General features: G+C 62.7%; 15 protein-coding genes and 1 tRNA gene. 4 read left to right on the forward strand and 12 right to left on the reverse strand.

The window, feature by feature from the left end; genetic code table 11:
- Window positions 1-5 precede the first annotated feature (5 nt).
- Together AB3G31_RS20880 and AB3G31_RS20885 are read right to left on the reverse strand one after the other, a co-directional pair.
- Window positions 6-1,982 (reverse strand): site-specific recombinase, encoded by a 1,977-nt coding sequence (locus AB3G31_RS20880; RefSeq protein ID WP_367847961.1) that lies wholly within the window; start codon window positions 1,980-1,982, stop codon window positions 6-8.
- Window positions 1,983-2,030: 48 nt separating this feature from the next.
- A tRNA-Arg gene (locus AB3G31_RS20885) sits at window positions 2,031-2,106 on the reverse strand.
- A 143-nt stretch (window positions 2,107-2,249) separates the two neighbouring features.
- Here AB3G31_RS20885 and AB3G31_RS20890 point away from each other — a divergent pair.
- The gene (locus AB3G31_RS20890) at window positions 2,250-2,834 is read left to right on the forward strand and encodes a cytochrome c5 family protein (RefSeq protein WP_367847962.1); all 585 of its coding nucleotides are present in this window, start codon (window positions 2,250-2,252) and stop codon (window positions 2,832-2,834) included.
- Window positions 2,835-2,929: 95 nt separating this feature from the next.
- Here AB3G31_RS20890 and AB3G31_RS20895 read toward each other — a convergent pair whose 3' ends face one another.
- Genes AB3G31_RS20895 through AB3G31_RS20905 form a run of 3 tightly spaced genes read right to left on the reverse strand, consistent with a single transcriptional unit; the run spans window position 2,930 to window position 4,978 of the window.
- Window positions 2,930-3,472, reverse strand: a complete 543-nt coding sequence (locus AB3G31_RS20895; protein ID WP_367847963.1) for a DUF2946 family protein — start codon at window positions 3,470-3,472, stop codon at window positions 2,930-2,932.
- A gap of 6 nt (window positions 3,473-3,478) precedes the next feature.
- Window positions 3,479-4,474, reverse strand: coding sequence for a YheT family hydrolase (locus tag AB3G31_RS20900; RefSeq protein ID WP_367847964.1), 996 nt, complete (start codon window positions 4,472-4,474; stop codon window positions 3,479-3,481).
- Window positions 4,475-4,528: 54 nt separating this feature from the next.
- Window positions 4,529-4,978, reverse strand: coding sequence for a nuclear transport factor 2 family protein (locus AB3G31_RS20905; RefSeq protein WP_367847965.1), 450 nt, complete (start codon window positions 4,976-4,978; stop codon window positions 4,529-4,531).
- Window positions 4,979-5,109: 131 nt separating this feature from the next.
- On the opposite strand from AB3G31_RS20905, the gene AB3G31_RS20910 reads away from it, so the two are divergent.
- From AB3G31_RS20910 to AB3G31_RS20920, 3 genes are read left to right on the forward strand one after another with little or no spacing between them, the layout of a single operon-like run.
- Window positions 5,110-5,694 carry a LemA family protein gene (locus AB3G31_RS20910; RefSeq protein WP_367847966.1) on the forward strand — a complete coding sequence of 195 codons (585 nt, stop codon included), beginning with the start codon at window positions 5,110-5,112 and terminating at the stop codon, window positions 5,692-5,694.
- Between the two features lie 6 nt (window positions 5,695-5,700).
- Window positions 5,701-6,576, forward strand: a complete 876-nt coding sequence (locus AB3G31_RS20915; protein WP_367847967.1) for a YgcG family protein — start codon at window positions 5,701-5,703, stop codon at window positions 6,574-6,576.
- Complete coding sequence (locus AB3G31_RS20920) at window positions 6,576-7,094, forward strand: TPM domain-containing protein (RefSeq protein WP_367847968.1); 519 nt, start codon at window positions 6,576-6,578, stop codon at window positions 7,092-7,094. Before AB3G31_RS20915 ends, AB3G31_RS20920 begins: the two co-directional genes overlap by 1 nt.
- A gap of 172 nt (window positions 7,095-7,266) precedes the next feature.
- Here the strand turns inward: AB3G31_RS20920 and AB3G31_RS20925 are convergent, their stop codons facing one another.
- From AB3G31_RS20925 to atpE, 7 genes are all read right to left on the reverse strand, one after another.
- Entirely contained in the window at window positions 7,267-7,683 is a 417-nt protein-coding gene (locus AB3G31_RS20925) for a F0F1 ATP synthase subunit epsilon (protein WP_315245691.1), read from the reverse strand.
- 66 nt (window positions 7,684-7,749) lie between these two features.
- A complete protein-coding gene (gene atpD, locus AB3G31_RS20930; protein WP_315245693.1) occupies window positions 7,750-9,177 on the reverse strand; it encodes a F0F1 ATP synthase subunit beta in 1,428 nt (475 codons plus the stop codon).
- Window positions 9,178-9,234: 57 nt separating this feature from the next.
- On the reverse strand, window positions 9,235-10,113 hold the full coding sequence (gene atpG / locus AB3G31_RS20935; protein ID WP_367847969.1) for a F0F1 ATP synthase subunit gamma: 879 nt from the start codon (window positions 10,111-10,113) through the stop codon (window positions 9,235-9,237).
- 13 nt (window positions 10,114-10,126) lie between these two features.
- Window positions 10,127-11,680, reverse strand: coding sequence for a F0F1 ATP synthase subunit alpha (gene atpA, locus AB3G31_RS20940; RefSeq protein ID WP_367847970.1), 1,554 nt, complete (start codon window positions 11,678-11,680; stop codon window positions 10,127-10,129).
- An 87-nt stretch (window positions 11,681-11,767) separates the two neighbouring features.
- Entirely contained in the window at window positions 11,768-12,298 is a 531-nt protein-coding gene (locus AB3G31_RS20945) for a F0F1 ATP synthase subunit delta (protein WP_367847971.1), read from the reverse strand.
- A gap of 14 nt (window positions 12,299-12,312) precedes the next feature.
- Complete coding sequence (locus tag AB3G31_RS20950) at window positions 12,313-12,783, reverse strand: F0F1 ATP synthase subunit B (RefSeq protein ID WP_367847972.1); 471 nt, start codon at window positions 12,781-12,783, stop codon at window positions 12,313-12,315.
- Window positions 12,784-12,821: 38 nt separating this feature from the next.
- Window positions 12,822-13,067: a F0F1 ATP synthase subunit C gene (gene atpE, locus AB3G31_RS20955; protein WP_058721792.1), complete on the reverse strand. Its 246-nt coding sequence runs from the start codon at window positions 13,065-13,067 to the stop codon at window positions 12,822-12,824.
- Window position 13,068: the final 1 nt, after the last annotated feature.

Consider the following 13,068-nt stretch of genomic DNA (forward strand, 5'->3'; position numbering starts at 1 on the left):
CTATTTCATTCAGATTTTGGCGGCCAGAGGAAACTGAGCGGTTTTTGGCGCAGGCGGCGCAGCACGGCGTAGCGCAGGCGCTGGCGGTCCAGCCCGGTCACGCTGTGCGCCCCCAGGGCCAGTTGCAGCGCCAGAAAGAAGCTGACCGTCAGGTTCAGCACGCCAATCAGCGGAATCGCCGCCACGGACCACCAGAACAGCGGCATCTTCCACACCAGATGGCCATAGGCCGCCGTTGCCGCCGCCAACTGGCCGGTCGACAGGGTGACATGGCGGGCTTCCAGCCCCAGGCCCACAAAGGCCAGCACGGGCGGCAGCAGCCCCAACATGAAGCCCAGCGAGATGTTCGACGCAAAGCCCGAAATATGCTCGCGCATGAAACGCGCCCAGCGGTCGGCCCGCGCGCCGCCCAGCACGCGGGTGATGCGCGGGTTGTAGCGCAGGGCAGAGTCCAGCTGGTGCAGTACAAACCAGTTTTCCACCGCGCCCGCGATCAGGCTGGAGATGAACAGCAACACGCCGGTGAAGGCCGCAAACAGCAAGGTGCTGGGATTGAGCAGCGTAAGGGTATGGAACACGTGGTCGGCCTCGACCCGGCTGACCATGTGCTTGCCGCTGGCCCAAAACATGGCAAAGCTGATGAGCAGCACGCAGGGCGTCACCATGCCCACATTGCCCAGTACGGCCGCCACCTGCGAGCGCACCAGGTGGGTGACTTCGTCGACAAAGTCTTCAATCGCCCGGCTGTTGCCCAGGTCTTTGAGCTTGGCGGCCATGGCGGGGGCGGTCATGGCGGGCTGCTTGGTGGCCAGGGTCCAGTGCAGCAGCTGGATCAGCACAAAGCTGGCGGCGTACATCACGCCCGACCACATGCCCGCCCAGAAGGCCGTCAGGCCCACCGCGCCGATCAGAAACTTCAGCAAGGTGGTCAGCGAAGTGGCTGCGCCGCCCCCGGCGGCCTTGACCAGCATGTCGCGGTACTCGCTGTGGTCGCGGGTGATGTAGTGCTCACCGGTTTCGGCGCTGCGCTCGGTCACCTTGGCGGCCAGCATCGACGCATTGCCGCGTACCAGCGCCCGCAGGCTGCGGCGCTCCTTGCCGGCATAGGCCAGACGCACCACCAGGCGGCTGGCGCTGGCGTCGGGCGTGGGCGACAGCAGGCAGTCCATCAGATCGCGCACCCGCAGCAGGCGTTCGCGCAACTGGCGCAACATGAACACCAGGTTGACCGAGATGCCGTGGTCGTTCAGATGCGGGTAGACACTGGCCGCCGCCTGGCGGCACAGCTCCAGCCGCTCGCGCAGGCGCTGGGCGGCAGCCTCCAGCTCAGGCTGCTCGCGCGGCGTGGCGATGAAAGCCCGGCGCAGCGCATCCACCTCGGCCGACAGGCTGTTGAACGGTTCGTCGTGCCGGGCCGCGGCGCTCATGCGCAGGCGCAGCTCAGATGCCACGCCGGTGGCCATGATCTGGTTGCTGCAAAAGGTGATGGCCTGCAACAGCTCGTCTTGCCACAGGGTGATGCCGGGCGTACGCGACGGCGATGACAGCAAATGGCCGATGCGTGCCAGGGTGGCCGCATCCAGCGCCGCCATCCAGGCCGCGTCCAGCGTATTGGGCAACACCAGACTGAAAAGCTCGGCCGCGTCGGTGGTCTCAGGCGTGCTGGGAAGCAGTTTGCAGCGCAGCCGGTACCCCAGTTCGCTAAAAAACGCGGTGCGGGGAGAAAAGCCGTAGTCGGACAACACCATGGTGCTGTCCACCGTATCGGCCAGCACCTGCCACCAGCAGCGTAGACGCACTTGCAGCTCGGGCCGGGCATCGACCGCATCCAGAAACCGTTGCAACCGGCTGACCGAGTCGTCTGGCGCCAGGTTGTCGCCACGGATCCAGTCAAATAGGCCAATCAGCCACAGGTGGCGCCGCGCCAGGGGCGCGTCGGCATCCAGCGTATCGAGAAGCGAAGTGAGAGTGTGTGTGGTCAATGCGAGGGGTGTTCTCTAGGGTTTTGGAGCAGTCCATTCTAGAGAAGTTGGTGCGGCTGGCGGGGATCGAACCCACGACCCTTGGCTTCGGAGGCCAATACTCTATCCACTGAGCTACAGCCGCAACGTGGGCGATTGTAGCCGCTGGCCGTAATGGCCAAAAACCATGGATTCCCGGGGCGTGTAAAGGGGTGACGGTTATACTCGCGGGCTGACTGAAACCCCCGATTAGAGCCCCCGATTTGACCCCGATGTTTTGAGGACACCATGAGCGCCAACCCCCATGACCACGCAGCAGCAGATGACCACACCGGTCCCATCAAAAATCCCAAGCAGCTGCTGCTGGCGGTGTTTTTCTCATTCGTGATTCCGATTTTTGCCATCATCGGCCTGGTGTATTACGTGGTCTCGGACGCCAAGCCTGCGGGCACCAACACGGCGGACACCATGACACTGGGTGGCATGACGGAGCAATCACAAAGCCAGGCCCTGGCGGCCCGCATCCAGAAGATCGGCTCCGTTGAAATCCGCGATGCCAACCGCGAACTCAAATCTGGCGAAGACGTGTTCAAGGCCCAGTGCACCAACTGCCACACCGCTGGCCTGGTGGGCGCGCCCAAGTTTGGCGACGCTGCGGCCTGGGGCCCGCGCATCAAGACTGGTTATGAAACACTGCTGCATTCCGCCATGGCGGGTAAGGGCGCCATGGGCGCGCAAAGCGGTGGCGACTTTGACGACACCGAAATCGCCCGCGCCGTGGTCTACATGGCCAATGCCGGTGGGGCCAGCTTCCCCGTGCCGCAAAAGGCGGCTGCCGCGGCTGCCGAAGGTGCAGCGTCTGCCGCCAAGTAAGCGCGCAACACCCCCCCAAAAAAGGCCGGTTCACCCGGCCTTTTTTTATGCATGAAATCAGCCTCTCGTGCTTATAGGATCAGCGTAGGCAGCTACTATTTTGCGAGTGACTGGGGGCTGGGCACGTAGCCGAAGCGCTCGGGCAGGCGTGCGGCTTCCTCGGGCTGGGGCACCCACAGGCCTTGTTCCACCGCATCGGCGGCATGGCCCATGTCCAGGGTGTGCACCAGGCCAAAGCCCAGGTCGGTGTCGAGGTACAGGTGCCCCTGCTGGTCCAGCACACAGCGCTGCACCCGCGCAGCCTGGCCGGTATGGGCCTGGACCGAAAAATCAGGCTGCACCCGCCACACGTAGGGCGTGAGTTCCAGCTCCACATAGACACGCTGCGGGCCATTCTGGAAAAACCAGCGGCCTTCGCGGTCGCTCTCGTAGTTGCGCTGGATGAAGTCGACCAGCTTTTCATGCAGCAGCCGCGAGCCCTTGCTCAGCGGCGTCGCCCCGGCACCCGCAAACGGCCCGGCGGCCTGCGCCGCGTCGTCGCGCATGTACCAGTTGCCGCGCGCATCCAGGCCCAGCCAGCCGTAGCAGTCGGGCACGTTGGGCCATTTGGCAATGGCTTGTTTGACGATATCGTCCATAGTTGCTTATTGAATTGCCTGTAAAAGCCAGCCGCCAACGGCATCGGGCATGCTGCGCACGTGGCCAGGGATGGGGCCGTGGGGAAAGCCGACGTGGCCGCCGTGGCTGGGCTGCCACAGGGTGACGTGCGCGCCCACCTCGTCCTGGTGCGGCAGGCTCCAGGCGGGCACAAAGGGGTCGTTGCGGGCATTCACCACCAACGTCGGCACGCGGATCTGCGCCAGGTGCGGCTTGGCCGAGGCGCGGGCCCAGTAGTCTTCGGTGCTGTTGAAGCCGTGCAGCGGGGCGGTGAAGATGTTGTCAAACTCGTACAGGTCGCGCGCGGCCATCAACGCCTCGCGGTCGAACAGGCCGGGGTGCTGGTCGAGTTTGCGCAGCGCCTTGGGCTTCATGCTGCGCAAGAACATGCGGGTGTAGATGTGCCGGTTCATGCCGCGCCCGATGGCCCAGCCGCTGGCCGCCAGGTCGGTGGGCGCGCACACCGCCGCCACGGCCCGCACCACTTGGCGGGCCTGGTCGCCCATCTCTTCGGCCCAGCGCAGCAAGGCGTTGCCGCCCAGCGAAATACCGACGGCGATGACCTTGCCCCGGTGCCAGGCCTTGAGGCGCTTGAGCACCCAGCCGACTTCTTCAAAGTCACCCGAGTGGTAGGCGCGCGGAGAAAGGTTGAGCTCGCCGCTGCAGCCGCGAAAGTGCGGCACCACAAAACCCATGCCGTGGGCCCGCGCGTAGTCGGCAAAGGCCTCGGCGTAATGGCTGCCCGACGAGCCCTCCAGCCCGTGGAACAGCACCAACAGGGGCCGTCCCGCCTCGCTGGCCGCCGGGTCGGCGATGCGGGCGGCGGCATCGCAGAAATCCACGTCGATGAAGTCCAGGTCGGGCGTGATCCAGCGCTCGCGCCGGAACTGCGGCCGGGGTCCAAACACGCGGCGGGAGTACAGGGCTGGCCAGATGGTTTGCGCATGGCCGCCGGGCAACCACCAGGGCGCTACATAGTTCATAGCTTGTTACGCAGATGGAATGGGCACAAGAGGCCGATTTTTATGGAATTCACGTTAATGCAATAGTGCGGGCGCGCCACCCGACTCCTGCAGGTCGCGCCCCGTGCCGGGGCTGGCGTGGTGGGCCACCATGCGCCAGCCTTGCGCGGTCTTGTGGTAGACGTTGGTGGCGACGGCAAAGGCCTCGCGCGGGCCGTCGGGGGCCATCACCTCGATGCGCTCCACCAGGGTGTGCACGGCGCTGGCCAGCGCACCGATGCGGCGCACGTTCTCGGGCCAGGCGCGGATGCGGCCCTGGGCAAACATGGCCTCGAAGCTGCTGCGGATGGCGGCGATGCCCACCACGCGGGCGCCGCCGGGGTGGATGCAGACCACATCGTCCTCGTCGGCCCAGCAGGCCACCAGTTTGTCGATGTCGCCATTTTGTAAGGCCTCGTAAAAGGCGGCTTCGGTGTCATCGGCAGTGCCACCCACGGTGGCGGCCTGGAGTTTGGCTTTGGGCATGGCTTACACGGGGGTTGGACAAGATGGGGAGAGCCCTGATTTTGCCTTGCTTTGGGCCAGTGCCCGGGGTGTCTGTGCTAAGGTCAAACGCTATAGGAGCCCGCATGCGGCCCACCACTGGAGGAATTCATATGAAACGCTGGTTACCCGCCCTACTGCTTGCATCCGCCCTGACCGGTTGCGGCTACAACGACTTTCAACGCCTGGACGAGCAGAGCAAGGCCGCCTGGAGCGAGGTGCTCAACCAGTACCAGCGCCGCGCCGACCTGGTGCCCAACATCGTGGCCACGGTCAAGGGCGAGGCCGCCTTTGAGCAGGACACGCTGACCAAGGTGGTGGAAGCCCGCGCCAAGGCCACGTCCATCCAGGTCACGCCCGAGACGCTGAACAACCCCGAGGCCTTCGCCAAGTTCCAGGCCGCCCAGGGTGAGCTGGGCAGTGCCCTGAGCCGCCTGATGGTGACGGTCGAGAAATACCCCGACCTGAAGGCCAACAAGGGCTTCAGCGACCTGCGGGTGCAGCTCGAAGGCACCGAAAACCGCATCACCGTGGCGCGCAACCGCTTCATCGGCACGGTGCAGGAATACAACGTGCTGGCCCGCAGCTTCCCGAGCAACCTGACGGCCAAGGTCATGGGCTACCAGCCCAAGCCCAGCTTCACGGTGCAAAACGAAGCCACCATCTCGGCCCCGCCGGTGGTGGACTTCAAGAAATAAGCCGCCATGCTGCTGCGCCTGTTTGTTGCGTGCTGGTTGGCCCTGCTGGCCCTGGCCAGCCACGGCCAAAGTGTGCTGCCGGTGCCCGCGCTGACCGGCCACGTGATCGACACCACGGCGACCTTCAGCGCGGCGCAACTGCAGGCGCTGGAGGCCAAGCTGACCGCCTTTGAAGCCAGCACCGGCGCGCAGGTGGTGGTGCTGATGGTGCCCACCACCCAGCCCGAGGACATTGCCAGCTACGCCAACCGCGTAGGCAACACCTGGAAGATTGGCCGCAAAGAGGTGGGCGACGGCCTGATCCTGCTGGTGGCCAAGAATGACCGCAAGCTGCGCATTGAGGTGGCCAAGACGCTGGAGGGCGCAATTCCCGACCTGGCGGCCAGCAACATCATCAACGAGGCCATCACGCCGCGCTTCAAGCAGGGCGACTTCGCCGGGGGCGTGGATGCCGGTGTGGGCCAAATCATGGCCTTGGTCAAGGGCGAGGCCCTGCCCGCGCCCAAAGCCCGGGCCGCGCAGCCCGCCGAGGGCTTTGACTGGCAAGAACTGCTGATCTTTGCCGTGTTTGCCGTGCCGATTGCGGGCGCCATCGCCCGCAGCATCTTCGGGCCCAAGCTGGGCTCGCTGGTGACGGGCGCAGGCGTGGGGGCCCTGGCCTGGTTCGTCTCGGCCAGCCTGCTGATCGCGGGCGTGGTAGGCGTGGCGGCACTGCTGTTCACGCTGGTGTCGCGGGCGGGGGCCTCGTCGCTCGGCGGAGGCCTGGGGGGACTGGGTGGCGGTGGCGGCTTTGGTGGCGGCCGCGGCGGCGGTGGGGGCGGCGGGTTCCGCTCGGGCGGTGGTGGCAATTTTGGCGGCGGCGGCGCTTCCGGGGGATGGTAATGGGCCTTTGGACGCATTTTCAACGGCTGGTGAAGCACTGCTGGCTCGATGTGGCGGATGCACGCCGCGCGGTGCCTGCCGACGCGCTGGAGCGGCTGACACAACGGGTCAGCGCCAGCGAGCAGCGCCACACCGGCGAGATCCGCATCTGCATTGAGGCCAGCCTGCCGCTGAGCTACCTGCGGCGCAGGGCCCCAGCGCGCGAGCGGGCCGTGATGCTGTTTGGCAAGCTGCGCGTGTGGGACACCGCGCACAACAATGGCGTATTGGTCTACCTGCTGCTGGCCGACCACGCCATCGAGCTAGTGGCCGACCGGGGCCTGAACGAGCGCGTGTCACCCGCCGAGTGGCAGGCGATGGTGGCGCACCTGGGCACTGCCTTGCAGGCGGGCCAATACGAGAAAGGCCTGACGACCGCGCTGGAAGAGGTGTCTGCCGTGCTGGTGCGGCATTTCCCGCTGCTGCCGGGCGGTGTGCGGGCCAATGAGCTGCCGAATGCACCGGTGCTGGTCGTTTAGGCCGAAATCTGAAAATAACGGCTATTTTTTAACCATATAAATAGCCTCTAGCGCTTATGGAATAGGCGTAAGCAGCTACTTTTTTTGACATCAAAAACAGGAGCAAGTACTTCGGGATTGCGCCCACAAAAAAGCCGCTCAAGAGCGGCTTTTTTGGCGATGTCAGTGAAGACTAGCGGTTGCGGCGGAACTTGCGCAGGGCCGAAATCTGGGCCGCCATGATGGCCAACTCGGATTGGGCCTTGGCGATGTCCAGCTGGCCTTTGGCGTTGCGCAAAGCTTCCTCGGCGCGGGCCTTGGCGGCATTGGCTTTTTCTTCGTCCAGGTCCTTGCCGCGGATGGCCGTGTCAGACAACACGGTGACGCAGTTGGGTTGGACTTCCAGAATGCCACCGGCCACGAAGATGAACTCTTCGGTACCGTCGGCCTTTTCGATACGCACCGAACCTGGCTTGATACGGGTGATCAAGGGGGTGTGGCGCGGATAAATGCCCAGCTCGCCCGCTTCGCCCGGCAAAGCCACAAACTTGGCTTCGCCCGAGAAGATGGATTCTTCGGCACTGACAACATTCACGAGAATGGTGGTCATAGGTTTCCTTTGGGTCCAGCGTAATGACGATGGGGTGCCGCTTGCGCAGCACCCCGCCGAAGGGAATTAGACCTTCTTGGCCTTCTCGATGGCTTCGTCGATGGAGCCGACCATGTAGAACGCTTGTTCTGGCATGTGGTCGCATTCGCCGCTGACGATCATCTTGAAACCACGGATGGTTTCCGACAATGGCACGTACTTGCCGGGCGAACCGGTAAACACTTCGGCCACGTGGAAAGGCTGGCTCAGGAAACGCTGGATCTTGCGGGCACGGGCCACGGCCAGCTTGTCGTCAGGCGCCAAGTCGTCCATACCCATGATCGCGATGATGTCGCGCAGTTCGCGGTAGCGCTGCAACGTGCCCTGCACGGCGCGGGCCGTGTTGTAGTGGTCTTCACCGACGACCAGCGGGTCCAGCTGGCGGCTGGTCGAGTCGAGTGGATCGACCGCAGGGTAGATACCCAGCGAAGCGATATCACGGGAAAGCACCACGGTGGAGTCCAAGTGGGCGAAGGTGGTGGCAGGCGATGGATCGGTCAAGTCATCCGCTGGCACGTACACGGCCTGGATGGAGGTGATCGAGCCGACCTTGGTGGAGGTAATACGCTCTTGCAGGCGGCCCATTTCTTCGGCCAGGGTAGGCTGGTAGCCCACGGCGGAAGGCATACGGCCCAGCAGTGCGGACACTTCGGTACCGGCCAGGGTGTAGCGGTAGATGTTGTCCACGAAGAACAGCACGTCACGGCCTTCGTCACGGAAGGATTCCGCAATGGTCAGACCGGTCAGGGCCACGCGCAGACGGTTGCCTGGAGGCTCGTTCATCTGGCCGTAGACCATGGCCACTTTGGACTCTTCGAGGTTCTCGAGGTTCACCACGCCGGAATCGGCCATCTCGTGGTAGAAGTCGTTCCCTTCACGGGTACGCTCACCCACACCGGCAAACACGGACAAGCCGCTGTGTGCCTTGGCGATGTTGTTGATCAGCTCCATCATGTTCACGGTCTTGCCCACACCGGCACCACCGAACAAGCCAACCTTGCCGCCCTTGGCGAACGGGCAGATCAGGTCAATCACCTTGATGCCGGTTTCCAGCAGTTCTTGCGAAGGGCTGAGTTCGTCGTACGCAGGGGCTTTGCGGTGGATGGTGGCGGTCAGGTCCTGGCTGACGGGACCACGTTCGTCGATGGGCGAACCCAGCACGTCCATGATGCGGCCCAGGGTGGCCTTGCCCACGGGAACGGTGATGCCCGCGCCGGTGTTGTAGACCATCAGACCACGGCGCAGGCCGTCGGAAGAACCCAGCGCGATGGTACGGACAATGCCGTCGCCCAGCTGCTGCTGCACTTCCAGGGTCAGCACGGAGCCTTCCATTTTCAGCGCATCGTAAATGCGGGGCATGCTGTTGCGGGGGAACTCGACGTCCACCACGGCACCAATACACTGGACAATTTTTCCCTGAACGCGGGCGTTCACTTCTGCATTTTCTTGAGCCATTTTTGCTCCAATAAATTGAGTCTTGAAATCGGTGACGGACTGGGACAGTGGCGCAGCTTAAACAGCCGCCGCACCTGCCACAATTTCCGACAATTCTTTGGTGATCGCGGCCTGGCGGGTCTTGTTATAGATCAGCTTGAGCTCGGCAATCACGCTACCCGCGTTGTCGGTAGCAGCCTTCATGGCGACCATGCGCGCGGCATGCTCGGAGGCCATGTTTTCCGCAACCGCCTGGTAGGCCAGCGCCTCCACGTAGCGGATCAACAAATTGTCGATCACCGACTGCGCATCGGGTTCGTAGATGTAGTCCCAGGTGTTGGCCTTGCCGGATGCCTTGGTATCCGCCTGCATCTGGGCCGACGACAAAGGCAACAGCTGCTCCACCACCGCTTCTTGCTTCATGGTGCTGACAAACTTGTTGTACACCAGGTAGACAGCGCTGATTTCACCCTTTTCGTAGGCATCCAGCAGCACCTTGAGCGGGCCGATCAGCTTGTCCAGGTGCGGCTTGTCACCCAGATGGGTCACGTGCGCTACCACCTGGGCACCGGTACGGTTCAAAAACCCGAGACCTTTGCCGCCCACCGCCACGGTTTTTGCGGTCAAGCCTGCTGCCTGCGCAGCGCGCAGTTTCAGGGTCAACGCGCGGAACAGGTTGGTGTTCAAACCGCCACACAAACCCTTGTCGGTGGTCACCACCACAAAACCCTCGGCCTTGGCGCCGTTGGGTTTCATGAAGTTGTGCACGTACTCGGGATTCGCCTGGCCCAGATTGGCAGCGATGTCGCGGATCTTGTCACTGTACGGGCGGGCCGCCTTCATCCGCTCCTGTGCTTTACGCATCTTGGAGACGGAAATCATTTCCATCGCCTTGGTGATCTTCTTGGTGTTTTCCACCGATTTGATCTTGGTGCGTAGTTCCTTGCCTGATGCCATGACTGGCTCCTAGTTAAGCGAAGGTCTTCTTGAAGGCCGTCACAGCAGCGTGCAACTCAGCTTCCGCTTCCTTGTCCAATGCTTTCGAGGCTTCAATCTTGGCCAACAAAGCCGCGCTCTTGTCCTTGAGGTAGCCGTGCAGGCCGTGCTCAAAAGCCAGGATCTTCTTGACATCGATGTCGTCCATGAAGCCCTTGTTCACTGCGAACAAACTGGCCCCCATCAAGGACACGGACAAGGGGCTGTACTGGGCTTGCTTGAGCAGTTCGGTCACGCGGGCACCGCGGTCCAGCTGCTTGCGGGTGGATTCATCCAGATCCGAGGCAAACTGGGCAAAAGCGGCCAATTCACGGTACTGCGCCAAGTCGGTACGGATACCGCCAGACTGGCCCTTGATGATCTTGGTCTGGGCGGCGCTACCGACGCGAGACACCGAGATACCGGCGTTGATCGCGGGGCGGATGCCGGCGTTGAACAGCGAGGTTTCCAGGAAGATCTGGCCGTCGGTGATCGAGATCACGTTGGTGGGCACGAAGGCAGACACGTCGCCAGCTTGCGTTTCAATGATCGGCAGAGCCGTCAGGGAACCGGTCTTGCCCTTGACTTCACCCTTGGTGAAGGCTTCGACGTAGTCGGCGTTCACGCGGGCGGCGCGTTCCAGCAGGCGGCTGTGCAGATAGAACACGTCGCCAGGGTAGGCTTCGCGGCCTGGTGGGCGGCGCAACAGCAAGGACACCTGGCGGTAGGCCACGGCTTGCTTGCTTAAGTCGTCGTACACGATCAGGGCGTCTTGGCCGCGGTCGCGGAAGTACTCGCCCATGGTGCAGCCGGAGTAGGCCGAAACGTACTGCATGGCAGCCGATTCAGAAGCCGAAGCCGCCACCACAATGGTGTATTCCATCGCGCCAGCCTGTTCCAGGGCACGCACCACGTTTTTGATCGACGAAGCCTTTTGGCCAATCGCGACGTACACGCAGAACATGTTCTGGCCCTTTTGGTTGATGATGGCGTCGATCGCGACAGCGGTTTTACCCGTCTGGCGGTCGCCAATGATCAACTCGCGCTGGCCACGGCCGACGGGCACCATGGCATCGATCGACTTCAAGCCGGTCTGCATGGGCTGGTCCACCGATTTACGGGCAATCACGCCGGGCGCGACTTTTTCGATCACGTCGGTCATCTTGGCGTTGATCGGACCCTTGCCGTCGATCGGCTGGCCCAGTGCGTTCACCACGCGACCGAGCAGCTCGGGACCGACTGGCACTTCCAGAATGCGGCCCGTGCACTTCACGATGTCGCCTTCGGAGATGTGTTCGTACTCGCCCAAAATCACGGAGCCGACCGAGTCGCGCTCCAGATTCAGTGCCAGGCCGTAGGTGGGCTGGCCATCGCTACCGGCGGGGAACTCCAACATCTCGCCCTGCATCACGTCGGACAGGCCGTGCAAACGGCAGATACCGTCGGTCACGGACACCACGGTGCCCTGGTTGCGGATATCGGTTTGGGCCGTCAGGCCTTCGATACGGCTCTTGATCAGCTCAGAAATTTCTGCGGGATTGAGTTGCATGACTCTTTCCTTCTCTTTCTTTAGTTAGCAAACAACCGGAGCCATGGGCTCTGGCCGAAAACGCTGGCACAGACCTTAACGTGATGGTTAAGCGGTCAGGGCCAATTTCATATGTTCCAGGCGGGCTTTGATCGAAGTGTCCAACACCTCGTCACCCACCACGACGCGAATTCCGCCAATCAACTCCGGCTGCAAAGCCACTGTGAGATTGAGCTTGCGTCCAAAACGCTTTTCCAGCGCCGACGAGACGTTGGCCAGGGCTTCTGCGTCGATCGCAAAAGCACTGAACACGGTCGCGTCAGAGGAGCCGCTCCGGGCATTTTTCAATGCACGGAACTGGGTAGCAATCTCGGGAAGAGCGGCGAGGCGCCCGTTCTCGATGACCATGCGCAAAAAGTTTTTTGCAGCATCTGGCAAGGCCGACTTGGCCACACCGGCTACCACCTCAAACACCTGGTTCACCTCAACCTTGGGGTTGTCGGAGAACTGGAGCAACTGGGGGTTGGCTGCAATTGCGGCCAATTCATCGACCCATCCGGCGGTGCCGTCCAGGTCAGACGCAGTGGCCTTGAACAGCGCTTCAGCGTAAGGACGGGCAATGGTTGCTATTTCAGCCATGGTCGTTCTGCCGCTCAGAGTTCGGTTTGGAGACGGTTCAGCAAGTCCGCGTGGACACCGGCATTGACTTCCTTGCGGAGAATCTGCTCGGCACCCTTCACAGCCAATGCAGCCACTTGCTCACGCAGGGCCTCACGGGCTTTGACGGTTTGCTGCTCGGCTTCGGCACGGGCTGCGGCGACGATCTTGTTGCCCTCTTCCGTGGCACGGGCCTTGGCCTCTTCCACGATCACTTGGGCACGGCGATCGGCATCGGCCAAACGCGACGCGGTCTCGGTGCGCGACTTGGTCAGTTCGGCTTCCACGCGCTGGTTGGCGCTGGTCAGTTCGGACTTGGCTTTGTCGGCGGCAGCAAGGCCGTCAGAGATTTTCTGCACCCGCTCGTCCAGGGCCTTGGTGATCGGAGGCCACACGAATTTCATCGTGAACCACACCAAAATCGCAAAGACGATGGCCTGCAGAAACAGGGTTGAATTAATGTTCACGGCTTAATTCCTTTCGGTCGTGAAAGGTCGGCCAAAAATTAAATCGCGAAAGGCTTGGCGAATGCGAACAGCAGGGCAATAGCCACGCCGATCAGGAAAGCCGCGTCGATCAGACCGGCCAAAATGAACATCTTGGTTTGCAGTTCGTTCATCAGTTCAGGCTGGCGTGCCGACGATTCGAGGAACTTGCCGCCCATCAAAGCGATACCGATGGAGGCGCCCAAAGCACCCAGGCCAACGATCAAACCACAAGCCAGAGCGACGAGACCGAGAATGTTTTCCATG

This window comes from Rhodoferax sp. WC2427 (assembly GCF_040822085.1).
Lineage (GTDB): Bacteria > Pseudomonadota > Gammaproteobacteria > Burkholderiales > Burkholderiaceae_C > Rhodoferax_B.